Source organism: Cupriavidus alkaliphilus (genome assembly GCF_900094595.1).
GTDB classification, from domain to species: domain Bacteria; phylum Pseudomonadota; class Gammaproteobacteria; order Burkholderiales; family Burkholderiaceae; genus Cupriavidus; species Cupriavidus alkaliphilus.
Genome location: NZ_FMAD01000004.1, coordinates 90,217 through 112,734, shown reverse-complemented (window position 1 = coordinate 112,734; position 22,518 = coordinate 90,217). Strand labels below are relative to the sequence as shown.

Here is a 22,518-nt window from a genome sequence, read left to right as displayed (position 1 = left end):
GACCATGATGAAATCCCTAGTCGAAGCCGCCATCAAGCAGCGGCTGGTGGTGTGCGTCCTTGCCGTGGTGCTGTTCTTCTTCGGCCTGCGCGCTGCCACCAAGCTGTCGGTGGATGCGTTCCCGGACGTGACCAACGTGCAGGTGCAGATCGCCACCGAGGCCGCGGGCCGCTCGCCCGAGGAAGTGGAGCGCTTTGTCACCGTGCCGGTGGAAATGGCCATGACCGGCCTGCCCGGGCTGGAAGAGATGCGCTCGCTGAACAAGGCGGGCCTGTCGCTGATCACGCTGGTGTTCACCGATGCCACCGACGTGTACTTCGCGCGCCAGCTGGTGATGGAGCGCCTGATCGAAGTGGGCGGGCGCATGCCCGAGGGCGTCACGCCCGTGCTGGGGCCGGTCTCGACCGGCCTGGGCGAGGTCTACCAGTACACGCTGGACCGCGCCGACGACGGCAACCGCGAACTGACCCAGGAAGAGCTGGCCGAGCGCCGCATCGCCCAGGACTGGGTGGTGCGTCCGCTGCTGCGCTCGATTCCCGGCGTGGCCGAGATCAACTCGCAGGGCGGCTACGTGCGCCAGTACCAGGCGCTGGTCAACCCGGAGCGCATGCGCCATTACGGTGTGTCGATCCAGCAGGTCTACGAGGCGCTGGCGCGCAACAACGCCAACTCCGGCGGCGGCGTGCTGCCGCACTACGCCGAGCAGTACCTGATCCGCGGCGTCGGCCTGGCCAAGGGCGTCGACGACCTCGGCAGCATCGTGCTGAAGGAAGTCAACGGTACGCCGGTCTACCTGCGCGACGTGGCCAACGTCACCATCGGCCATGAGGTGCGCCAGGGCGCGCTGGTCAAGAACGGCCAGACCGAGGCGGTCGGCGGCATCGTCATGATGATGCGCGGCGGCAATGCCAAGGAAGTGGTCAGCCGCGTCAAGGCCCGCGTGGCCGAGATCAACGAGCGCGGCATGCTGCCGGGCAAGCTGCAGATCGTGCCGTACTACGACCGCAGCGAACTGGTCGACGCGGCCCTGTGGACCGTGACCAAGGTGCTGCTCGAAGGCGTGGTGCTGGTGGTGATCGTGCTGTTCCTGTTCCTGGGCGACGTGCGTTCGTCGATCATCGTGCTGGCCACGCTGGTGCTGACGCCATTGCTGACCTTCATGGTGATGAACGAGGCGGGGCTGTCGGCCAACCTGATGTCACTGGGGGGGCTGGCGATCGCCATCGGCCTGATGGTCGACGGCTCGGTGGTGGTGGTCGAGAACGCGTTCGAGCGGCTCGGCCACAAGGAGCCCGGACTGACCAAGACCGAGATCCTGGTCAAGGCAGTGCAGGAAGTGGCCACGCCGGTGATCGTGGGCGTGGGCATCATCATCCTGGTGTTCCTGCCGCTGATGACGCTGTCGGGCATGGAAGGCAAGATGTTCGCGCCGCTGGCGTTCACCATCTCGATTGCGCTGGCGATCTCGCTGTTCCTGTCGCTGACGCTGTCGCCGGTGCTGTCGTCGTACCTGCTCAAGGGCGGGGCCGAGCATGACACCTTCCTGATCGCCTTCATGAAGCGCCATTACCTGCGCCTGCTGCACTGGGCGTTGGGCAACAGCCGCAAGACCGTGCTCAGCGCGGTCGGCGCCTTCGTCGCCACGCTGCTGATCGTGCCGCTGCTCGGTACCTCGTTCATTCCGGAGATGAAGGAAGGCTCGATCGTGCCCGCGATCGACCGCGTGCCGAACATCTCGCTGGAAGAGTCGATCAAGCTGGAGAAGGAGGCCAACAAGCTGGTGCTGGGCGTGCCGGGCGTGAAGTCGGTGGTGTCGGGCGTGGGCCGCGGCGAAAGCCCGGCGGACCCGCAGGGCCAGAACGAATCGACCCCGATCGCCAGCCTGAAGGACCGCGACGAGTGGCCCGACGGCTGGACCCAGGACGATATCGCCAATGCCATCCGCGAAAAGCTCAAGGCCATTCCGGGCGTGCAGATCGTGATGGCGCAGCCGATCTCGGACCGCGTTGACGAAATGGTGAGTGGCGTGCGCTCCGACGTGGCGGTGAAGGTGTTCGGCGACGACCTGGACAAGCTGCGCGAGCTGGCGGGCGAGATCGCCCGCGTCGCCGGCGGCATCCAGGGCTCGCAGGATATCCGCATCGAGCGCGTGTCGGGCCAGCAGTACCTGTCGATCGAGATCGACCGCCAGGCGATTGCGCGCTACGGCCTCAACGTGTCGGATATCCACGACGTGATCGAGATCGCCATCGGCGGCAAGCGCGCCACCGACATCTTCGAGGGCGAGCGCCGCTTTGCCGCCGCCGTGCGCCTGCCGGAAGACTTCCGCAACAACGTGCAGGCCATCCGCCAGCTGCTGGTGAACACGCCCGACGGCATGCAGGTGCCGCTGCAGAGCGTGGCGCGCATCGAGGTCAACGACGGTCCCGCGCAGATCAGCCGCGAAATGGCCAAGCGCCGCGTGGTGGTGATGATCAACGTGAAGGACCGCGACCTCGGCGGCTTCGTCGCCGAGCTGCAGCAGGCCGCCGACGCCAAGGTCAAGCTGCCCGAAGGCTACTACCTCGAGTGGGGCGGCCAGTTCCAGAACATGGAACGCGCCATGGGCCACCTGAAGATCATCGTGCCGGTCACCATCGCCGCGATCTTCTTCCTGCTGTTCCTGCTGTTCAACTCGCTGCGCTTCGCCACGCTGATCATCACGGTGCTGCCGTTCGCATCGATCGGCGGCATCATCGGGCTGTTCGTCACCGGCGAGTACCTGTCGGTGCCGGCGTCGGTGGGCTTTATCGCGCTGTGGGGCATGGCGGTGCTGAACGGGGTGGTGCTGGTGTCGTATATCCGCACGCTGCGCGATTCGGGCCTGTCGCTCGACGAGGCGGTGGTGCAGGGCGCGACCCAGCGTTTCCGCCCGGTGATGATGACCGCGACCATCGCCATGCTGGGCCTGGTGCCGTTCCTGTTCTCGACCGGCCCCGGCTCTGAAGTCCAGCGGCCGCTGGCGGTGGTGGTGATCGGGGGGCTGATCACGTCGACGCTGCTGACGCTGGTGATGGTGCCGACCCTGTACCGCTGGTTTGATGACCGCAAGCCGGATCCGACGCGGGATGTGCCGGTGTAAGGCAGCGATTGCCTTCACCTTCCCGCGGGTTTGCTCCTCTCTCCCGCAAGCGGGAGAGGGAGTACCCCGGCGGTCGATCAAGGACCGGTGTGCCTGGGAACGGCGCCAAAGACAACGCCCCATGCAAGTCGCTACTTGCATGGGGCGTTTTTTCTTTTCCCGTCGACGCGACCGCCTACGCCAGCCGCATCTCCAGCTGCCGCGTCCACAGTTCCAGCACGAAATCCGGCTCCTCGTGCCGGATATGCCGGTACAGCCCGCGCTGCGCGCCGATCGCGTCATGCACCGCCTGGGCGGTAATCTGCTGCTCGGCGAACGGATGCCGGAAATGGCAGGCGACGATGACGCCGTCATCGGCCAGCGCGCGCGCGGCCATGGCCGCGACCTCGTGCCAGTCAGGCTTGGGAAAGTAGTAGCCCAGTTCGGAGAACACCATCAGGTCGAAGCTGCCCTCCGGCCACTGCTGCGGCAACTCGCCGGTCAGCACACGTGCGTGCGGGAACGGGGCCAGTCGTTGCCGCGCCTGCTCGGCTGCGCTCTCGGCCAGTTCCATTGCCACCAGCGCATCGCAGCGCGGCGCCAGCGCCACGCTCAGGTGGCCGCCGCCGCAGCCGGGCTCGAAGGCGCGGGCGAAGCGCTCGCGCGGCAGCGTGGCCAGCAGCAGGGCGCGCTTGCGCGCTTCGTACCAGCGCGTGCCGATGCCCCAGGGATCCTCGTTGCGGCCGTACAGGCCGGCGAAATAGTCGCGGTCGACCGGCATCGCGGCAGGTCTCAGTAGCCGTAGTACGGCGCCTCGCGGTAGTAGCCGGAAGGCTGCGGTCCGCACGGCACGTAGGCGCGGTCGTAGTCGCTGTAGCAATAGCCCGGCGGCACCGCCGGCGCCGCGTACGAGACCGGCGCGGGGGCGTAGGTGACGGGCGGCGGCGCCACCGGTGCCGCCACCACCGGTCCCGAGGCCAGCATGGCGCCCAGCGCCAGGCCGGCCAGCGCGCCGACCGCCAGCACGGCGCCGGCGTTGGAGCCGCCATGGTGGTGGTGCCGGCCGCGCGCGGAGGCGGAACCGGCGGCTACCAGGGTCGCGGCCAGGACCGCCGCGGCGACGATGCGGGTGGAGGGGCGCATTTCGGACTCCTTGTCATGCACAGCTTGTGTTCCTGAATGATGGACGCAAAGCGGCGATCAAGGTGTTTCCGGCCCCGGGTCGACTTGTTAGCTTTGTAACCGCGGCTTTTAAGACCCGCCTTTTTTAACCTGGTGTAAGACGCGCTAAGACGACCGTGTCCGAAACCGCTTATCCGAGTGTTTCGGCCAGCTCCCCCAGCCCGCGCGCGCTGGCGGCGAGTTCACTCGCCAGCGCGGCGACCAGCTCCGCCGCCGGCAGTGCCCGGGCCAGCGGCACCGCCTGGCCGGCCCACTGCGCGGCAAAGTCGGCGCTGCCGCGCGCCTTGGCGGCGGCGTGCAAGGCCTTGCCGGCGTCGTAGGCGGTCGGATAGTCAGGCGTGGCGGGCGCGCCGGCTGCCGCACCCAGCTCGGTGAAGCGGTTGGCCAGGCCGCGGGCATGGCGGCCGGAAATGGCCCGCGTCAGCACGGTCGGACGCTTGCGCGCCTGCAGCAGCGCCTCGCGGTAGGGGCCGTCGGCCACGGTCTCGGGGCAGGCAATAAACGCGGTGCCGAGCTGCGCCGCATGCGCGCCGAGCGCCAGCGCCGCGGCGATGCCGGCGCCGTCCATGATGCCGCCCGCGGCGATCACCGGCAGGCGGGTCTGGGTCGCCAGCATGCGCACCAGCGCGAAGGTGCCCAGTCCCTCGTCGACGGCGGACGGGTCGAACACGCCGCGATGGCCGCCGGCCTCGATGCCCTGCGCGACGATCGCGTCGATGCCCGCCGCCTCGATCGCGCGCGCCTCATCGAGCGAGGTGGCGCTGGCCAGCAGCACGATGCCGGCGTCGCGCAGCGCGCGGATCCGGCCCGCATCGGGCAGTCCGAAATGGAAGCTGACCACTGCCGGGCGTTCTTCCAGCAGCATCGCGTGCATGGCATCGTCAGTGACGTAGCTGCGGTAGATCTCGCGCAGCGCCGCCGGCGGGGTGGCGCCGAATTCGGCAAAGCGTGGCGCAAGGTAGGCCAGCCACGCCTGCTCGCGCGCGGCATCGGCGACGGCCGGCGCATGGCAGAACACGTTGACGTTGAACGGGCCGCTGGTCAGTGCGCGGGTCTCGCGGATGGCCTTGCGCGCGGCTTCGGCATCCATGGCGCCAACGCCGAGCGAACCCAGTCCGCCGGCATTGGTGACGGCCGCGGCCAGCGCGGGTGTGCTGACACCGGCCATGGGTGCCTGGATGATCGGGGTGCGGATGCCAAGCCTGCGCAACAGCGGCAGCCGGTCAGCGATTGGGGTGGTCTGGGTCAATTTGGCGCTCCTTGGCAAGATTCGATGGCGATGGTGCGGCGAGGAGGAACGGCAGGGTCAGCCGTCGCGCAGTTCGCGCACGAAGGCGTCGAAGGCGTGCGTGGCATAGCCGGCACGCTTGACGATATAGGTGTGCACCGCGCGCACCGGCACGGTCTGCACGTCGACCGCGTCGCGGTGCAGCGCCAGCAGCGAGCGGGGCAGGATCGCCATCGCGGTGCCGGCGCTGACGCAGGCCAGCATGGCGTGGTACGACGGCATCTCGGTGATGGCCAGGCGCTGGCGCATGTCGTCGCTGCCCTGCGCCAGCCAGGCTTCGGCGCACTGGCGGTAGGTGCAGCCCTTCGGGAAGGCGGCGAGGCGGCGCAACGCCACGTCCTGCGGCCCGCGCGCCTTGGGATGGCTGCCGGGCAGCACCAGTTGCAGGTGTTCGGTGAACAGGTAGGTGCCTTCCAGGCCGGGAGCGAGTTCATCCATGTCGGCCGCGCGCGCCGGCCCTTCGCCCGGGTGCGCGACCACGGCGCAGTCCAGCCGGTGGTCGAGCACGGCATCGACCAGCGCGCGCGTGGTGCCGGTGCGGATCTCGATTTCCACGCCGGGCCAGGCCGCGTGGAAGCGCGCCAGCGGCATCGGCAGGCGGTTGGCGGCGGCGCTTTCCATGGTGCCGATGCGCAGCCGGCCCGACGGCGCGGCGCCCTGCACCGACTGCCGCGCTTCTTCGGCCAGCGCCAGCATCTGGTTGGCATAGGCGAGCAGCCGGTGACCCTCGGGCGTCAGCAGCATGCGCTTGCTGTCGCGCTGGAACAGCGCCACGCCGAGCGCTTCTTCCAGCTGCTTGACGCGCGTGGTGACGTTGGACTGCACCCGGTCCAGCAGGCGCGCGGCGCGGGTAATGCTTTGCTCGGTGGCTACGGCGCGGAAGATTTCGAGTTCAGCCAGTTCCATCGGCGTTCGGGCGCGGCAGGCGGAAAAGAGGTCAGTTGGATATTCTCGTTCGGAGAATATAACAAAACAAACAATCTTTCCAAGAGAATAGCCAGTACAGCCGCGCCGTGCGCCGGCGGCGTCGCTTCAGGCCGGCGCCAGTGCCGCGAACGGGTCATGGCCAAGGAGGCCGGCCTCGCGGCGGGCCTGACGGCGCAGGAAGAGCAGGTGATTCGCCGCTGGCTGGTGGCGCTGGCGGTGGACGCCGCCGCCGCGGGGGAGCCCGCGTTGTAGCGGCGATGATTGGCAGGGCGGCACTGCCGCCGGCCATCAGCCGGTCGCCAGCGCGCGCTCCGGTTCCGGCCCGAGCGGCGGCATGTTCTCCAGCCGCAGCGACTGCGGCACCGACAGCGAGATGCCCGCGGCGCGCAGTCGCTTGAGGATCTCGAACAGCAGGTCGCTGCGAGTATTCGCGGCGATGCGCGGGCTGCCGACATAGCCGGTCACCGACAGCGTGATGCCGTTGGGCGCCAGCTGGCTGAACATCACCGAGGGGGCGGGCACATCGAGGATGCTTTCGTTCTCGCGGTAGACGTCGAGCAGCAGGTCGCGCAGCTGCTCGGGGTCGGTGTTCAGCGGGAAGGTGAGCTGCAGCGAGGCGACCCCCTGGGTGCTGTTGCTCATGGTGACGTTGCGCAGGTTCTGCGAGATCAGCTGCGAGTTGGGCACGATCACCGTGGAGCGGTCGCCCAGCTGGATCTCGGTGGCGCGCACGTTGATGCGGCGGATGTCGCCCTCGACGCCGGCGATGCTGACCATGTCGCCCACCTTGACCGGACGCTCGGTCAGCAGGATCAGCCCCGACACGAAGTTCTTCACGATCTCCTGCAGGCCGAAGCCGATGCCGACCGACAGCGCACTGACGATCCACGCCAGGTTGTCCCAGCGCACGCCCAGCAGCGACAGCGTCAGCAGCACCAGCAGCACGTAGCCGACATTGCTGAACAGCGTGATCAGCGACGCGCGCAGCCCGGGCTCCATGCACAGCTTGGGCAGCAGCTCCGCATCCAGCCAGCGCCGCACCGTGCGCAGCAGCCAGATGCCCACCCCCAGCGCGACCAGCGCATTGAGGATGCGCTCGGGCATGATGTTCAGGCTGCGCAGCTTTTCGCCGCCCAGCACGGTGACCAGGCTGTCGACCAGGTCGGCGGGGGTGGTGCCGAAGCCGCCGGTCAGCAGCGCCACCACGGCCAGCAGCAGCAACAGGCTGGCGCCGATGCCGGACAGGATGGTGGCGGCCTGCTCCAGGCGCGCATCGTCGACGCCGAACAGCTGCTTGATCACCTGGCCGCTGGTGTGCTGGGTCGAGAACAGGCTTTCGAACAGGTCGCGCGTGACCTGGGTCAGCAGGTACAGGCTGCACAGCACGATGTCGAACCAGACCAGCTCATAGGTCAGGAAGCGCGCAAAACTGATATAGCCCGCCAGCAGCGCCACCATCGACACGATCACGATCAGCGTGACGCCGGCGTGGATCAGGCCCGCCAGCGTGGCGCGCGCCTCGGGCTGCTCGCCGGCGGCGGCCAGCTCGTTGCGCACGCGGTTGGCGCGCAGCAGCGCCGCGCCGATGGTCAGCACCACTACCAGCGAGACCAGGCCGCGCCCCAGCAGCGTGACCTGCACGCTGGTATCGGCAATGCGGTTGAGCTGTTCCAGCGTGCCGGCCAGCAGCAACAGCCCGGCCAGCACCGCGGGGAACGGCTTCATCGCCCGCGCCACGGGATCGGCCAGCGCGGGCAGCCGCCAGGACGGGTGGCGCGTGCACAGCAGCGCGCGCCCGAGGCCCGCGATCAGGGCGCTGGTCAGGGTCAGCTTGACCAGCCCGCCGTACAGCGTCATCAGGTCCGGCGGCAGTTCATAGTTGCGGGTGAAGGCGTTGTAGACGATCTGCACCGCCAGCCCCGTGGTCGCCACCGTCGCGATGGTGGTGGCCAGCGCCAGCGCACTGCGCCGCAGCCGGGTCGGGGGCAGCTTGTTCAGGCAGAACCAGGCCAGCGCGCGTTCGGCCAGGCGCTTGCCCAGCAGCCACACGCCCAGCGCGAGCAGCAGCAGGGCGATGGTGGCGGCGCGCTGCGACGGCTGCCAGGCCAGCTGCACCATCGGCACCACCTGGTCCAGGAACGCCGCCATGCGCGCGCGGTCCTCGGCGGCGGGGCTGACCATCGGCTTCCAGAACTGCGGGTTCAGGATGCTGTCGGAGCGCAGCGCCAGCTGGTCTTTCATCTGGCTGCGCTGCAGCCGTGCGATCTGGCCGTTCAGGTTGGCGATGTTCTCTTTGCTCTCGGCCGCCTGCTTGAGCTGCGCATCGAGCTGCAGGCGCCGCGCGTTCAGTTCGGCGCGCTGCCGCACCACCGCCGGGGCCTCCTTGGTGATGCCATCCGACGGCGGCGGGCCCAGCACGTCGAGCTGCGCCTGCAGCTGGTTGCGCTGCGGCGCCAGCGCGGCACTCAGGCTGTCGACGTCGGCATCGAGCTTGTGCAGGTCGTGGTCGAGCTCGTCCAGCTTGGTGGTGCCGTCGGGGTCGGAGGCCTGCTGCTTGATGCGGTCCTGCTCAGTCTGCAGGCGCTTGAGTTCGGCGGTGGCTTCGGCGTGCGTGAGGGCGGGGGGCTGCTGTGCCTCGGTGGCGGAGGCGGCCTCGGATGCCGGCGCCGCGATCGCGGCCGGCAGGGTGGCTGGCATCAGGTGGCATAGCGCTGCGAGCGCAAGGCCCAGTGCGAGCCGTGAAACGTTGCTCATGGCGGAATCTCGTCGGACGGTGACGGCTTGCGGCGCTCCGGCATCGACATGCGGGATCGCCTGTCGCGCCGGCATCAGCCAGGATGCGGCGCGGCGACCGGATGCGGGAACGGCCGGGACACCGGCAATGAACAGGCGAGGGGATTGCCGCTCGCTGGCGATCCTCTCGGCGTATTGTCCGGCCAGGCCCGATGCGCCCACGCGAGGGCACCGGCAGCTGGCCGCGGGTGACGGGACCGGTGCAACCGGCCCTGCCGCGATTCGCGAAATTATAGGAAAGCGCTTCCGCCACACCGGCGGATGCAGCGGCGGATCGGGCACACTGTGACAAATTGATACGCATCCATGCCCGTGGCGCCGGCGCGGCCGCCGTCGGCATGCTCGCCGTCATCGCAGTAACATCACGGGCTTCGGGCCATGCGCGGCCCGCATTGCCTTGGTTACTAAACATCGTCACTCAACATCTTCTGGAGAACGCATGGCGGTTGCGTCAGGCACCGAAAAGACCAGGCTCGACGGCGACGCCGGGCCGATTGAAATGCTGGTCGACCGACCAAAAGGCGATCCGCTCGGCATTGCCGTGGTGGGCCACCCGCATCCGTTGCTGGGCGGCTCGGCCACGCACAAGGTGCCGCACCAGCTGGCCAAGGCGCTGGTGGCGCGCGGCTACCTGGCCGTGCGGCCGAATTTCCGTGGCGTGGAGGGCTCGGGCGGCGCCCATGACCAGGGCCGGGGCGAGGCGCAGGACATGCTGGCGGTGATCGCGCACCTGCGCGCGTCGCATCCCGGCCTGCCGCTGGCGCTGGCAGGGTTCTCCTTCGGTGCCTTCGTCATGACCCATGTGGCCGCGGCACTGGTGGCTCAGTCCGTGCCGATCCGCCACCTGGTGCTGGCAGGCACCCCCTACGGCGTGGTGAAAGGCCATCGCAGCTATGACACCCCGGCCGTGCCGGCCGATTGCCTGGTGGTCCATGGCGAGCACGACGAGCGCGCGCAACTGGCCGCGCTGTTCGACTGGGCCCGGCCGCAGGCGTTGCCGGTAGTGGTGGTGCCGGGCGCGGATCACTTCTTCACCGGCAAGCTGCCGCTGCTGGTGCGCATCGTCGGCGGCTACCTCGACCGGCCCGGGTCCGGCACAACCGTGTAAAAACTTCGATTCTGCCCGCGCTCGCGCGGCACGGCGGCGGTCTGGCCGGCGTCGTGCCGCGTGTTGTAGCCGAGTGCCGCCAGGCACGGCGCGAGGCATGGATGATGCTACCGATAGCAGACACGGCGCACGACACGCGTCCAGATCGGAGGCAATCCATGAAAGACTATCCACCGTCGGAAATCAGGGAAACGTGGCGCAACCGCGGCTATGGCGAGCCCGGCGACAGCCGCCAGGCACACCACTGGCGCAGCGGCAATCCGGGCGGCGCGGGCTTTGGCTACGGGCAGGCCCGCTATGGCACGGAAGACGGCGAGGGTCCGGAAGACCAGTACCGTCCCGGCATCCCGGCGCGGACCGCATCGCGCCGCCTGCCCAAGAACTACCACCGCACCGACACGCGCATCCGCGACGACCTGTGCGAACGGCTGGCGCACGCCGACGACGACGTCTCGGACGTCACCGTCGACGTCGGCTCGGGCATCGTCACGCTGACCGGCACCGTGGCCGACCGCGGCATCAAGTACCGCATTGAAGAGCTGGCCGAAGACGTGCTGGGCGTCAATGAGGTGCGCAACAACCTGCATGTGGCGCGCCGCGCGGGCGGCACGGACGACGGGCAGCAGGACACCGCCGCCGGCAGCGTGCCCGGACAGCGGCGCCTGGGCCAGGCTGCCGGCTGGCGCCAGCCGGTGGGAGAGGTTGGGGCGGACGTGCTGTATATCGTCCAGTCTCGCGACGGGCGCTTCCTCGGCGCGGAATCCGGCGAGGCCGTGCTGGTGCCGGGAATTGCCCAGGCCGGCTTGTTCGACGATCCGGATGAAGCCCGCGCCGCGGCGCAGGAGCATTGCAGCCGCGGTTACCGCATCCTGGCGACGCGGCGCTGACCAGACGCCGCGCTCAGGCGTTGGGCACGGCAGGCGCGCTGGCCGGATCCGGGTGGATCTGCATCACCGCGGCGCGCTTCTCCAGCAGGTGCTGGCGCAGGATCGACGCCAGCCGCTTGCCGTCGCGGGCTTCCAGCGCCCGGATCATTTCTTCGTGGTCGTGCACCGCGCGGTCCCACTTGTCGGTCTGGTGGTTGGAGCGGAAGCGCATCGCCTTGAGCCGCCGGTTCAGCGTCAGGTAGGTCTGCAGCAGGGTCTGGTTGCGCGCCGCCGCGGCGATGCGGTCGTGGATTTCCTGGTTGCGGCTGTAGTAGCCGGGCAGGTCATTGCGCGCATGGCAGGCCAGCATGGCGTAATGCAGCGCCTTGATCTCGGCCAGTTCCGGCCCGGTGATGCGCTCGCAAGCCAGCTCGCCGGCAAAGGCCTCCAGGCCGCTCATGAGCTCGAACGCCTCCCACGCCTCGGCCTCGCTCATGCGCGAGACGCTGGCGCCGCGGTTGGGCGAGATCTCGATCAGCCCCTCGGCGGCGAGCACCTTGAGCGCCTCGCGCAGCGGCGTGCGCGAGATCCCCAGCGTTTCGCACAGTTCGCGCTCGTTCAGCTTCATGCCGGGCGCCAGCACCCCTTCGACGATGAAGTTGCGCAGGTGGTCGACCACGGTGTCGTGCAGCCGCTGGCGCACCACCTTGGGCAGAAGCGGGGCGGCAGGAGTGCCGGTGCCGCCGGTGCCGTCCGAAGGTTGCATGCAATGTCCCTGTCATTAGCGTGGTGCCATTCTAAGACATTGCCGGCCTGCCGCAACGGCGGCCGCCGCCCTTGCGCTCAGCGCGCCGGGCCGCGCAGCGGCACGCCGCTTTCGCGCGGCGCCCGGGCGCCCGCGCCTCGCCCGATCAGCGCCACCGACAGCGCCGACACCACCCCCGCGAACGCGACGTAGGCGCAGATCTGCCACGGTTGTCCGCCGCCCGACTTGAGCAGCGCCGTGGCGATGATGGGCGTGATGCCGGAAGCGAAGATGCCCGAGAACTGGTAGACGAACGAGATCCCGGTGTAGCGCACCTTGGCATCGAACAGCTCGCAGAACAGCGCCGCCTCCGGCCCGTAGACCGCGGCGTAGAGAATGCCGAACGGCACCACGATCGCCAGCCACAGCAGCATGGTGTTGCCGCCGCTGTTCAGCATCAGCCAGAACGCGGGGAAGGCCGACAGCGCGGTGATCAGCGCACCCCAGAAATACACCCGCGTGCGGCCGATGCGGTCGGACAGGTGGCCGAACAACGGGATGAAGAAGCACATCGCGATCGCAGCCGCCATCACCCCGACCAGCGCCTGCGTGCGGCTGATATTGACGGTCTGCGTCAGGTAGGTGATCGAGAACACGCCGAAGATGTTGAAGAAGACGCCGTCGATATAGCGCGCGCCCATGCCCTTGACGATATTGCCGGGGTAGCGCCGCATCATGTCGACAAAGGGAATCTGCGTTTCGGCATTGCGCTGCTTGACCTCGGCGAATTCCGGCGTTTCCTTCACGTTGAGCCGGATATACATGCCGACGAACACCATCGCCGCCGAGATCAGGAACGCCACGCGCCAGCCCCAGGCCAGGAACTGCGCATCCGACAGGGTCAGCGACAGCAGCGCCACCACGCCGGAGGCCAGGCACAGCCCGATCGCCAGCCCGATCTGCGGCAGCGACGCGTAGAAGCCCTTCCGGTGCGGCGGCGCGTACTCGTACGCCATCAGCACCGCGCCGCCCCATTCGCCGCCCAGGCCGATGCCCTGCAGCACGCGCAGCAGCAGCAACAGCACCGGCGCCAGGATGCCGATGCTGTCATAGGTGGGCACCAGGCCGATCAGGAAGGTGGAGACGCCCATGATCATCAGCGTCATCACCAGCATGCTCTTGCGCCCGACCTTGTCGCCGAAGTGGCCGAAGATCACGCCGCCGAGCGGGCGCGTGACAAAGCCCACGGCGAAGGTGGTGTAGGCCAGCATGGTGGCCACCAGCGGGTCATCGCCGGGGAAGTACAGCTTGTTGAAGACCAGGCCGGCGACCACGCCGTACAGGAAGAAGTCATACCACTCGATGGTGGCGCCGATCACGGACGCCAGCGCGACCTTGCGGATCGCCTGTTCGTTGGGGCTAGTCATGCTTGTCTCCTCTGGTGGTGGGCGGCGTCCTCTGGAAGGATGGTTATGGACGCCGATGCGCTGCGAGGCCAGGCCGGGTGGTTATCGATGCCTGGCCCCGCCGGTTTGCCGCTTCAGGTTGCTTCGGCTTCAGGCTGCCGCGGCCATCGGGGCCGCAACGTCGGCGTGGTGGATCTCGCGCCGCGCGTCTTCACGGATCAGGTCTGCCGCGCGCTCGGCCATCATCACCACCGGCACGTTGGTGTTGCCCGATACCAGCGTGGGCATCACCGAGCAGTCCACCACGCGCAGCCCGCCAACGCCATGCACGCGCAGGCGCGCATCGACCACCGCCAGCGGATCGGCGGCCAGGCCCATTTTTGCCGTACCCGACGGATGGAAGATGGTGGCGCCGTACTCGCGGCAGAAGTGCAGGATCTCGTCGTCGCTGCGCACCTCGTCGCCCGGCCGGAACTCGCGCTTCATCAGGCCGCGCATCGGCTCGGTCTGCGCCACGCGCCGGGCGTAGCGCACCGCCGCGACGGTGCAGCGCCGGTCGAGTTCGGCCGACAGGTAGTTGGGCTGCATCGACGGCGGCTCGAACGGGTCGGTCGAGCGGATGCGCACGGTGCCGCGCGACGCCGGGCGCAACTGGCACACGGAATAGGTGCAGCCCGAGAACGGATGCACTGTACCGCCGGCCATGTCGGCCGACAGCGTCGAGAAATGGAACTGCGTGTCCGGCGTGGCGCTTTCGTGCGGCAGGGCGCGGCAGAACATCGCGCCCTGGTTGATGCCGATCGCCAGCGGGCCCTTGCGCAGCAGCAGCCATTCCAGGCCCATGCGCGCCTTGCCGGCCAGCGTGCGCAGCTGGTCGTTGGTGGTGATGGGTTTGGTTACCTCGTAGATCAGCCGGACCTGCAGGTGGTCCTGCAGGTTTTCGCCGACGCCGGGCAGCGCATGCACCACCGGTACGCCCAACTCCTGCAGCAGCGGCGCCGGCCCGACGCCTGACAACTGCAGCAGCTGCGGCGACTGCAGCGCGCCGGCGCACAGGATCACTTCGCGCCGTGCCCGCAGGATATAGGGCTGGCCATGCTGGGTGTAGCGCACGCCCACGGCGCGCTTGCCTTCGAACAGGATCCCGGTGGTATGCGCGTCGGTCTCCACGCGCAGGTTGGCGCGCCCCCGCGCAGGGCGCAGGTAGGCCACCGCGGTGGAGCAGCGCCAGCCGTTGCGGGTGGTCAGCTGGTAGTAGCCCACGCCCTCCTGGTCGCCGCCGTTGAAGTCGGTCTGGCGCGGCAGGCCCAGCGCCTGGCCGGCGGCGATGAAGGCATCGACCAGCGCATGGCGCCGGTCGATCGAGGTGGCATTGAGCGGGCCTTCGGTACCGCGCGTCGGCCCGGCGCCGAGGTCGTTGTTCTCGAGCTTGCGGAAGTAGGGCAGGCAGTCGTCCCAGCCCCAGCCCGGATTGCCCAGCGCGGCCCAGTGGTCATAGTCCTCGCGCTGGCCGCGTACGTAGATCAGGCCGTTGATGGCGCTGCTGCCGCCCAGCGTGCGCCCGCGCGGCCAGTAGATGCGGCGGTTCAGCATGTTGGGATCGGGATCGGTATAGAAGCCCCAGTTCACCTGCTTGTGGAACATGGTCTTGCCGTAGCCGATCGGGATATGGATCCACGGGTAGCGGTCGGGCGGTCCCGCCTCGAGCAGGCAGACCGAATGGCGGCCGTCCTCGCTGAGCCGGTTGGCCAGCACGCATCCGGCCGAGCCGGCGCCTACCACGATGTAGTCAACGGTTTGCGACATCGTCGCTGTCTCCTGTTTCTGGCCGGCGAGCACATGGCCCGTCGGCTTGGATTTATAATTTGAAACGTTCTGTTCCGGATTTTATTTTTCGGGCCCGGAATGGGAAGCCCAATCGCGAGGAGACGCCGGTTGTGAAACAGAACATGACAATGCCGTTTCAGAATCGCACTGCAGCAGAAGACGGGGTGCCGGAAGAGGATGCCCGCAGCCTGCGCGTGCTGGCGGTGCTGTCCAGCCTGGCGCGGGCGCAGCAGCCGCAGACGCTGTCCCAGCTGTCGCAGCGCCTGCATGTGCCCAAGGCGACGCTGATGCGCCTGCTGGCGGCGATGGAGCGCAGCGGCTTCGTGGTGCGGATGCCGGCCGAGCGCGGTTATGTGCCCGGGCCGGCCGCGGCGGCGTTGTCGCTGCAGACGCTGCGCAGCCCGCCGCTGCTGCGCGAATGCCGCGGCATCCTGGCCCGGCTGGTGGCGCGGCTGGGCGAAACCTGCAACCTGACCGCGCTCGACGGCGACCGCGTGCTGTACGTGGAGCGCGTGGAAACCCACGAGCCGCTGCGGCTGCAGCTGTCGCCCGGCATCCATGTGCCGCTGCATTGCACTGCCAGCGGCAAGCTGTTCCTGTCAGCGATGAACCGGCTGGAACGCCAGCAGACACTGCGGCGCGTGGACCTCGCCGCGCACACGCCGCGCACGCTGTCCGACCTGCCCGCACTCAATGCCGAGCTGGACCGGCTGGGTGCGCGCGGCATCGGTGTCGATCACGAGGAATTCGTGCGCGGCATGTGCGCGGTGGCGGTGCCGGTGCGCGAACCGGACGGCGCCGGATCGGGCCGGGTGGTGGCCGCGATCGCCTGTCACGCGCCGACGGCGCGGGCCTCGCTGGAAGCGCTGCTGCAGGCGGTGCCGACGCTGCAGGGTGCGGCGCAGGAGATGGCGGCGGTGCTGTGCGGGCAGTGAGCCGGGCTATGGCGCTGCGCGTTCAGCCGGATGCCTTTCCATGCGGCAGGATCCGCGCAACCCGCTCGCTTAACATCGGCAACACCTCGCTCTCGAACCAGGGATGCTGCTTGAACCACGGCTGGTTGCGCGGCGATGGGTGCGGCAGCGGTATGAAGCCGGGCGCGTAGTCCTGCCATGCCCTGACGGTTTCGGTCAGCGTGGACTTGCGCCGCGCCCCCAGGAAATGGCGTTGCGCGTACTGGCCGACCAGCAGTGTCAGCGCGATCGAGGGCAGTTGCGCCAGCAAGCGGTCCATCCACAAGGGAGCGCATTCGGGGCGCGGCGGGTTGTCGCCACCCTTGCCGCGGCCCGGATAGCACAAGCCCATCGGGATGATGGCGAATTGCGAGGCATCGCAGAAGGTGGCGTCGTCGACGCCGAGCCACTGCCGCAGCCGCTCGCCGCTGGCGTCGTTCCATGGAATGCCGGTCTCGTGCACGCGCGTTCCCGGCGCCTGGCCGACGATCAGGATGCGCGCGCCGGCGCCGACGCGCACCACCGGACGCGGGCCCAGCGGCAGGTGCTGCGCGCAGGCGCGGCAGGCGCGTACCTCGGTCAGCAAGGATTCAAGCGCGGCGGGTTGGTGACGCCGGGGTTTGTCAGGCGGGGGCGGCTTGGCTGGCATCGCTCAGGTTGTCCGGAATGCGCGCTTTCGAGCGGATCTGCAGTGTTTGGCCGATGCTGCGCGCATGACGTATTTTACAAGGGCAAGGCGCCCCTGCTGCCGGCAGGCGGTGCCCCGGCCGTCACAGGAGCCCGCCATGCCCGACGCATTCCGACACGCGCTTCGCCGATTCGCCATCGCCTGTTGCCTGGGACTTGCAGCCTGCGGAGGCGGTGGTGGCGGAGGCGAAAGCGTCGGCGCAGGCGGCGGTGGTGGCGGGGGTGGCGGTGGGGGTGGCGGTGGTGGCGGCAACGGTTCGCTGACGCTGGCGATCTCGGGCCTGCCGTCCGGAACCCCGGCTGCCGTCACGGTATCGGGGCCGGGCCAGTTCCGCCAGGCCGTGGTCCAGTCAACCACGTTGTCCAACCTGCCGCCCGGCAGCTATACCGTCGCCGCCGCCGGCGTGCTGACTGGCAGCGCGCTGCGCCGCCCGCAGCCGCCGACGCAGGTGGTCGCGGTAGCCGCGGGCACGGGCGCTGCAGCCAGCGTGGCCTACGGTGCGCCGGAATCGATGCAATTGTCGTTGACGCAGATGCCCGGCGATTACTCCGCGCCGATCTTCCTGACCGCCCCCGCCGGCGATGCGCGCCTGTTCGTGGTGGAGCGCGCCGGCCGTATCCGCGTCGTGCGCGACGGAGCGCTGCTGGCCACGCCGTTTCTCGATATTGAGGCGCTGACCACCACCGACGGCGAGCGCGGACTGCTGTCGATGGCGTTCGATCCGGACTATGCGGCCAACGGCCGCTTCTACGTCTATTACACCGACACCGGCGGCGCCATCACCATCGCCCGCTACAACGTCTCGGCCGCGAATCCGGACGTCGCCGATGCCTCGGGCACGGTGCTGCTGTCGATCCCGCATCCGACCTTCTCCAACCATAACGGCGGCCAGCTCGCGTTCGGCCCCGACCGCATGCTCTACATCGGCACGGGCGACGGCGGCGGTGGCGGCGATCCGGCAGGCAATGCCCAGAACGCCGCCACGCTGCTCGGCAAGATGCTGCGCATCGATGTCAGCGGCGCGACGGGCTATGGTGTGCCGGCCGGCAACCCGTTGCTCGGCCAGTCCGGCAGCCGCGGCGAGATCTGGGCGCTCGGGCTGCGCAACCCGTGGCGGTTCTCGTTCGACGCCGCGTCGTTGTATATCGCCGATGTCGGCCAGGAGCAGCGCGAGGAAGTCGACGTGGCACCGTCGACCAGCGCGGGCCTGAACTACGGCTGGAACCTGACCGAAGGCACCGCGTGCGTGGGCGCCGCTACCTGCGACAAGAGCGGGCTGACCATGCCCGTGTTCGAGTACGGCCACGAGGCAGGCGGCTGTGCCATCGTCGGCGGCTACGTGTATCGCGGCAGCGCCAGCCCGGCGCTGCAGGGGCGCTACTTCTACTCCGATCTGTGCACCGGCAAGCTGCAGAGCTTCGTGTACCGCGATGGCGCCGCCACCGAGCCGGTCGACTGGAACGTCACGGTGCCGGGCAGCGTGTTCTCGTTCGGCGTGGATGGCGCGCAGGCGCTCTATGTGCTGGCCGATCCGGGCACGTCCGCGACCAGCGGGCGGGTCTACCGGATCGATGCCTCGGGCGGCACGCCTTGATGCCTTGCCGCCGCGCGTCGCTGCGCCTCAGGCCGCGTTGGTCTTGCGACCGACGCCCTGGATCAGCTTGTTGACGCGCGCCAGGTACTGCTCGAACATCCGGTTGGCCTGTTCCTGGCTGTCGATCGGCTGCAGCACGGTGCGGCCCTCCGCTTCAAGCTTCGCGCGGATCTCCGGCTTGGCCAGCGCTTCGCCGATGGCCTTGCGCAGCACCGCCACGCGCTCTGCCGGCGTGCCTTGCCTGACGAAATAGCCGCCGCCGATGGTGTATTCGAAATCCGGCACCAGCTTGCTCTGCGAAATCAGCGGGACCGACTTGAGCGCGGGCGGCAAGGCCCGCGAGAAGCTGGTCAGAATCTTCAGCCGGCCCTGCTGCTGCATGCTGTCGAAGCTGGACTGGTAGGGCAGGATGGCAAAGTCGACCTCGCCGCCGGCCAGTCCCTGCAGCGCCGGGGCGCCGCCCTTGTAGGGCACGTGCAGGAACGGCACGCCCAGGCGCGCGGCCAGCGCATCGCCCATCAGGTGATAGATCGAGTCGATGCCGACGGTGGCGTAGGTCAGCGACTTGCCCTTGCCCTGCCGTGCGAACTCGATGAACTTGTCCAGGCTGTCCACGGCGATGCCGTTGCGCACCATCAGCACGATATTGGCGTCGCTGATCGGCGCGGCCAGCAGAAAGTCCTGCGGCTTGTAGCGCGCCGCGGGGTTCAGCAATGGCGCCAGGAACACCTCGTTGATCGAGCCATGGAAGAAGGTGTAGCCGTCGGCCGGCGCGGCCAGCACCTTGTTGGCGCCGATCAGCCCGGTGCCGCCGCCGTAGTTCTCCACCACCACCTGCTGGCGCACGCTCTTGCTGATCGATTCGCCGAAGATGCGCGCCGACGCGTCGCTGGCGCCGCCGGCGGGATAAGGCACGACCAGCGACAGGGCCTTGGCGGGAAAGGCATCGGCCGCAAACGCCGGCAGACCCGACAGTACGGAAGCACCGGCGGCAAGGCCGGCGTGTTGCAGGAAGCGGCGGCGGTTCAGGGTAGCCATGGGGTTGTCTCCTCGGTTTCTTTTTCAGGCCAGATAGCTTTGCGCCAGGTGCGCCCAGAAGGCGGCGCCGACCGGCAGGGCCTTGTCGTTGAAGTCGTACAGCGGGTTGTGCACCATGCAGCCGCCGTCTTCGCCCAGGCCGTTGCCCAGCCGGATATAGGTGCCGGGGCGATGCTCGAGCAGGTAGGCGAAGTCTTCGCTGCCCATCACCGGCGGGCGTTCGACCACGTTGTCGGCGCCCACCAGCCGGATTGCGGCCTGGCGCGCGAATTCGGTCTGCGCGGCGTGGTTGACCAGCACCGGATACTTGCGCTCGTAGACCACCTCGGCCTGCAGGCGGAAGCTCTGCGCCTGGGCCGTGACGAAGGCCTGGATGCGCTCTTCGACCAGCGTGCGCACGCGCGGGTCGAGCGTGCGCACGCCGATCTTGATGGTCGCGGTGTCGGGCACCACGTTGTAGGTGCTGCCGGCCTGCAGCGCGCCCACGGTGATGACCGCCGACTTGAGCGCGTCGATTTCGCGGCTGACGATCGATTGCAGCCCCAGCACCATGCTGGCCGCGCCCTGCATCACGTCGATGCCGTGGTGCGGCATGGCGCCGTGCGCGCCGCGTCCGCGCAGCGTCACCGTGGCGCGGTCGAACGACGCCATGGCGGGGCCGGTGATGACGCCGATCTGTCCCACCGGCATTCCCGGCGAGTTGTGCAGCGCGTACACCTCGTCGCACGGGAAGCGCTCGAACAGCCCGTCCTCCAGCATGCGCAGCGCGCCGCCTTCGTTTTCTTCGGCCGGCTGGAAGATGAGGTTCAGCGTGCCGTTGAAATCGACCGACTCGGCCAGATAGCGCGCGGCACACAGCAGGATCGCGGTGTGGCCGTCATGGCCGCATGCATGCATCTTGCCCGCGATGGTGCTGGCATAGTCCAGGCCGGTCTGTTCCTGGATCGGCAGCGCATCCATGTCGGCGCGGATGCCCAGTGCCTTGCTGCCGTGGCCTTTGCGCAGCGTGCCGACCACGCCGGTGGTGCCCAGGCCGCGATGCACGGCGTAGCCCCATGCCGCAAGCTGCTCGGCGACCAGGTTGCTGGTCTGGCGCTCTTCGAAGGCCAGCTCCGGATGCGCGTGGATCTTGCGCCGGATCGCGACGAACTCCGGCGCGAGGGTCTGGATGGATCGCTGCAGGTCGGCGGGCAGGGTGCGGGTCATGGGGGCAGGGGAACGTGGTGGTTCACCGCATTCTCTCCGCAGCCGGGCGCCGAAACCATGACAACGGTAGCGACAAATCGTTGTATAAAATGCAACGATAAAAGAACGCGCGGCGCGGTGCGGCACCGTTGCACGCCGCCGCAGGGGGACCAAGCCATGGAAGACGTGCTGGACCGCAAGCGGGCGCTGTGCCTGCTGCAGATCATCGAAACCGGCTCGGTGCGCGGCGCCGCCGAAGTACTGGAACTGGACCCCTCGGTGGTCAGCCGTGCCGTGGCCAAGCTGGAGCAGGACACCGGGCTGACGCTGCTGGAGCGGCGCGGGCGCGGCGTGGTGGCCACCGACGCGGGACGGCTGCTGGCGCTGTTTGCCCGGCGCCAGCAAGACCTGCAGGACACCTTCGTGGCCGAGGTGAACAACCTGAAGAACGCCCAGCGCGGCCATGTCGAACTGTCCTTCGGCGAGGGCTTTGTCGATCTTGTGCTGGAACCCGTGCTGCAGGGCTTCCTGCGCAAGCATCCCGACGTCACCTGCAGCATCCAGGTGGCGGGCACCGACGAGACCGTGCGCCTGCTGCTCGAGGACCTGGCCCATATCGGCTTCGTGTTCCAGCCGCCCGACGATGCGCGGCTGCACTCGCACTACTCGCGGCTGTCGCCGATCCGCGCGCACGTGCACAAGGACCATCCGCTGGCGCGGCGCCGCCGCGCGCTGACGCTGGCGGACCTGGCGCAGCACCAGGGCGCGTTCCTGGCGGGTTCGTTCGGCGTGCGCAAGCATGTGCAGGCGGCCGAACTCGACGAACACATCACGCTCAAGCCGATGCTGGTCACCAACTCCTTCAAGGTGCTGTGGGAGTACGCGGCGATGGGACTTGGCTATATCCTGACGGCGCGCTCGGTGCCGCTGAAGGAACCGCAGTTGCGGCAGCTGGTGTCGCTGCCGCTGGCCAATCCCATCCTGAACAACAGCCGCATCCATATCCTGACGCGTGCCGGCCGGCACTTGTCGCCGGTCGCGGACGGCCTGCTGCGGCACCTGGTCAAGGCGTTTCCGGCGGCCTGAACCGGCACCGGCATGCGGCGGCGGCGAACGGAGTGTTCGGGAATGGCAGAGGCGCGCGCGCCGGATTGCGGCGATCATGCAGTCTGATCCTGTCCGCCAATCGCGATCCGCCATGCATGTCCATCTGCAGTCTTCCATGCACGCCAGCCTGCAGCAGCTGTGGCTGGCGTTTCCGCTGTCGGTCGGCGCCGAGCGCGGCAGGGTGGTGGTCAGGCGGCGCGGCTACGAGCGGGTGCTGCTGGCCCGCCAGCAGGCCATCATCGATCCGTTCGAAGCATTTGCGCTGCGCCTGGATGGCAGCAGCGCGCAGCCGGCGGCATGCACGCTCGAAATGCGGGGGCTGGCCCCGGCACAACCGTCGGAATGCCTGCACCACCGCATTGCCAAGCGCGTGTTCCTGCAGCCGCAGTACGCCTGGAACGCGGCCTTTATCGCGGAGCGGCTCGGCATGTCCGCGGCGCAGCTGCGCCGCGCGTTGTTCGCGCAGGGGACCGCGCTGACCGACCTGTGCCGCACGCAACGGCTGATGCGGCTGCTGTTCGATGTGATGGCGGGCGAGGCGGCGCTGGGCGAGGCCAGGCGGCGTGTCGGGTGGCCGGCCAACAGTGATGTCGATAGCGCATTCTATGACCGCTTCGGCGTCTCGCTGGAGGCCGCGCGGCGGCTGGCCGGCGCGCACGCGATGCCGCGGCAGCGCTCGGTGGCATGACGCGTGCGGCGCGGTTTGCGAGA

The 22,518-nt window shown here is 68.9% G+C and carries 18 protein-coding genes; 7 read left to right on the top strand and 11 right to left on the bottom strand.

The window, feature by feature from the left end; all coding sequences use genetic code 11:
• The first annotated feature begins 4 nt into the window (after positions 1–4).
• The gene (locus GA0116996_RS09880; RefSeq protein ID WP_092310076.1) at positions 5–3,121 is read left to right on the top strand and encodes an efflux RND transporter permease subunit; all 3,117 of its coding nucleotides are present in this window, start codon (positions 5–7) and stop codon (positions 3,119–3,121) included.
• Positions 3,122–3,296: 175 nt separating this feature from the next.
• Here the strand turns inward: GA0116996_RS09880 and GA0116996_RS09875 are convergent, their stop codons facing one another.
• The 5 genes from GA0116996_RS09875 to GA0116996_RS09850 all read right to left on the bottom strand — a co-directional run bounded on the left by GA0116996_RS09875 (position 3,297) and on the right by GA0116996_RS09850 (position 9,251).
• Positions 3,297–3,881 (bottom strand): methyltransferase domain-containing protein, encoded by a 585-nt coding sequence (locus GA0116996_RS09875; protein WP_092310073.1) that lies wholly within the window; start codon positions 3,879–3,881, stop codon positions 3,297–3,299.
• An 11-nt stretch (positions 3,882–3,892) separates the two neighbouring features.
• Positions 3,893–4,243 (bottom strand): mechanosensitive ion channel protein MscS, encoded by a 351-nt coding sequence (locus GA0116996_RS09870; RefSeq protein ID WP_092311174.1) that lies wholly within the window; start codon positions 4,241–4,243, stop codon positions 3,893–3,895.
• A 169-nt stretch (positions 4,244–4,412) separates the two neighbouring features.
• A complete protein-coding gene (locus GA0116996_RS09865) occupies positions 4,413–5,531 on the bottom strand; it encodes an NAD(P)H-dependent flavin oxidoreductase (RefSeq protein ID WP_092310070.1) in 1,119 nt (372 codons plus the stop codon).
• 57 nt (positions 5,532–5,588) lie between these two features.
• Complete coding sequence (locus GA0116996_RS09860; protein ID WP_092310067.1) at positions 5,589–6,476, bottom strand: LysR family transcriptional regulator; 888 nt, start codon at positions 6,474–6,476, stop codon at positions 5,589–5,591.
• 309 nt (positions 6,477–6,785) lie between these two features.
• Positions 6,786–9,251, bottom strand: a complete 2,466-nt coding sequence (locus GA0116996_RS09850) for a DUF3772 domain-containing protein (protein ID WP_092310065.1) — start codon at positions 9,249–9,251, stop codon at positions 6,786–6,788.
• A gap of 478 nt (positions 9,252–9,729) precedes the next feature.
• On the opposite strand from GA0116996_RS09850, the gene GA0116996_RS09845 reads away from it, so the two are divergent.
• Together GA0116996_RS09845 and GA0116996_RS09840 are read left to right on the top strand one after the other, a co-directional pair.
• Entirely contained in the window at positions 9,730–10,398 is a 669-nt protein-coding gene (locus GA0116996_RS09845) for an alpha/beta hydrolase (protein WP_092310062.1), read from the top strand.
• 158 nt (positions 10,399–10,556) lie between these two features.
• Positions 10,557–11,285 (top strand): BON domain-containing protein, encoded by a 729-nt coding sequence (locus tag GA0116996_RS09840; protein WP_092310058.1) that lies wholly within the window; start codon positions 10,557–10,559, stop codon positions 11,283–11,285.
• Positions 11,286–11,298: 13 nt separating this feature from the next.
• Here GA0116996_RS09840 and GA0116996_RS09835 read toward each other — a convergent pair whose 3' ends face one another.
• From GA0116996_RS09835 to GA0116996_RS09825, 3 genes are all read right to left on the bottom strand, one after another.
• A complete protein-coding gene (locus tag GA0116996_RS09835; RefSeq protein WP_092310055.1) occupies positions 11,299–12,030 on the bottom strand; it encodes a GntR family transcriptional regulator in 732 nt (243 codons plus the stop codon).
• A gap of 77 nt (positions 12,031–12,107) precedes the next feature.
• The gene (locus GA0116996_RS09830; RefSeq protein WP_092310052.1) at positions 12,108–13,436 is read right to left on the bottom strand and encodes an MFS transporter; all 1,329 of its coding nucleotides are present in this window, start codon (positions 13,434–13,436) and stop codon (positions 12,108–12,110) included.
• A gap of 129 nt (positions 13,437–13,565) precedes the next feature.
• The gene (locus tag GA0116996_RS09825) at positions 13,566–15,221 is read right to left on the bottom strand and encodes a GMC family oxidoreductase (RefSeq protein ID WP_092310049.1); all 1,656 of its coding nucleotides are present in this window, start codon (positions 15,219–15,221) and stop codon (positions 13,566–13,568) included.
• Between the two features lie 131 nt (positions 15,222–15,352).
• Between GA0116996_RS09825 and GA0116996_RS09820 the strand changes: the two genes are divergently transcribed.
• Positions 15,353–16,177, top strand: coding sequence for an IclR family transcriptional regulator (locus tag GA0116996_RS09820; RefSeq protein WP_092310046.1), 825 nt, complete (start codon positions 15,353–15,355; stop codon positions 16,175–16,177).
• A gap of 22 nt (positions 16,178–16,199) precedes the next feature.
• On the opposite strand, the gene GA0116996_RS09815 is transcribed toward GA0116996_RS09820, so the two are convergent.
• The gene (locus tag GA0116996_RS09815; RefSeq protein WP_092310043.1) at positions 16,200–16,844 is read right to left on the bottom strand and encodes a uracil-DNA glycosylase family protein; all 645 of its coding nucleotides are present in this window, start codon (positions 16,842–16,844) and stop codon (positions 16,200–16,202) included.
• 136 nt (positions 16,845–16,980) lie between these two features.
• On the opposite strand from GA0116996_RS09815, the gene GA0116996_RS09810 reads away from it, so the two are divergent.
• Positions 16,981–18,477 (top strand): PQQ-dependent sugar dehydrogenase, encoded by a 1,497-nt coding sequence (locus GA0116996_RS09810; RefSeq protein WP_092310040.1) that lies wholly within the window; start codon positions 16,981–16,983, stop codon positions 18,475–18,477.
• A 27-nt stretch (positions 18,478–18,504) separates the two neighbouring features.
• Here GA0116996_RS09810 and GA0116996_RS09805 read toward each other — a convergent pair whose 3' ends face one another.
• Both GA0116996_RS09805 and GA0116996_RS09800 read right to left on the bottom strand, forming a co-directional pair.
• Positions 18,505–19,515, bottom strand: a complete 1,011-nt coding sequence (locus GA0116996_RS09805) for a tripartite tricarboxylate transporter substrate binding protein (RefSeq protein ID WP_092310037.1) — start codon at positions 19,513–19,515, stop codon at positions 18,505–18,507.
• 24 nt (positions 19,516–19,539) lie between these two features.
• Positions 19,540–20,721, bottom strand: coding sequence for a M20 aminoacylase family protein (locus GA0116996_RS09800; RefSeq protein WP_092310034.1), 1,182 nt, complete (start codon positions 20,719–20,721; stop codon positions 19,540–19,542).
• A gap of 156 nt (positions 20,722–20,877) precedes the next feature.
• On the opposite strand from GA0116996_RS09800, the gene GA0116996_RS09795 reads away from it, so the two are divergent.
• The gene (locus tag GA0116996_RS09795; protein WP_092310031.1) at positions 20,878–21,786 is read left to right on the top strand and encodes a LysR family transcriptional regulator; all 909 of its coding nucleotides are present in this window, start codon (positions 20,878–20,880) and stop codon (positions 21,784–21,786) included.
• A 112-nt stretch (positions 21,787–21,898) separates the two neighbouring features.
• The gene (locus GA0116996_RS09790) at positions 21,899–22,495 is read left to right on the top strand and encodes an AraC family transcriptional regulator (protein WP_092310029.1); all 597 of its coding nucleotides are present in this window, start codon (positions 21,899–21,901) and stop codon (positions 22,493–22,495) included.
• The last annotated feature ends 23 nt before the right edge of the window (positions 22,496–22,518 follow it).

Coding starts and splice junctions, on each gene's coding strand:
- GA0116996_RS09880 (WP_092310076.1), top strand. CDS start 5: ATGATGAAATCCCTAGTCGAAGCCGCCATCAAGCAGCGGCTGGTGGTG.
- GA0116996_RS09875 (WP_092310073.1), bottom strand. CDS start 3,881: ATGCCGGTCGACCGCGACTATTTCGCCGGCCTGTACGGCCGCAACGAG.
- GA0116996_RS09870 (WP_092311174.1), bottom strand. CDS start 4,243: ATGCGCCCCTCCACCCGCATCGTCGCCGCGGCGGTCCTGGCCGCGACC.
- GA0116996_RS09860 (WP_092310067.1), bottom strand. CDS start 6,476: ATGGAACTGGCTGAACTCGAAATCTTCCGCGCCGTAGCCACCGAGCAA.
- GA0116996_RS09850 (WP_092310065.1), bottom strand. CDS start 9,251: ATGAGCAACGTTTCACGGCTCGCACTGGGCCTTGCGCTCGCAGCGCTA.
- GA0116996_RS09845 (WP_092310062.1), top strand. CDS start 9,730: ATGGCGGTTGCGTCAGGCACCGAAAAGACCAGGCTCGACGGCGACGCC.
- GA0116996_RS09840 (WP_092310058.1), top strand. CDS start 10,557: ATGAAAGACTATCCACCGTCGGAAATCAGGGAAACGTGGCGCAACCGC.
- GA0116996_RS09835 (WP_092310055.1), bottom strand. CDS start 12,030: ATGCAACCTTCGGACGGCACCGGCGGCACCGGCACTCCTGCCGCCCCG.
- GA0116996_RS09830 (WP_092310052.1), bottom strand. CDS start 13,436: ATGACTAGCCCCAACGAACAGGCGATCCGCAAGGTCGCGCTGGCGTCC.
- GA0116996_RS09825 (WP_092310049.1), bottom strand. CDS start 15,221: ATGTCGCAAACCGTTGACTACATCGTGGTAGGCGCCGGCTCGGCCGGA.
- GA0116996_RS09815 (WP_092310043.1), bottom strand. CDS start 16,844: ATGCCAGCCAAGCCGCCCCCGCCTGACAAACCCCGGCGTCACCAACCC.
- GA0116996_RS09810 (WP_092310040.1), top strand. CDS start 16,981: ATGCCCGACGCATTCCGACACGCGCTTCGCCGATTCGCCATCGCCTGT.
- GA0116996_RS09805 (WP_092310037.1), bottom strand. CDS start 19,515: ATGGCTACCCTGAACCGCCGCCGCTTCCTGCAACACGCCGGCCTTGCC.
- GA0116996_RS09800 (WP_092310034.1), bottom strand. CDS start 20,721: ATGACCCGCACCCTGCCCGCCGACCTGCAGCGATCCATCCAGACCCTC.
- GA0116996_RS09795 (WP_092310031.1), top strand. CDS start 20,878: ATGGAAGACGTGCTGGACCGCAAGCGGGCGCTGTGCCTGCTGCAGATC.
- GA0116996_RS09790 (WP_092310029.1), top strand. CDS start 21,899: ATGCATGTCCATCTGCAGTCTTCCATGCACGCCAGCCTGCAGCAGCTG.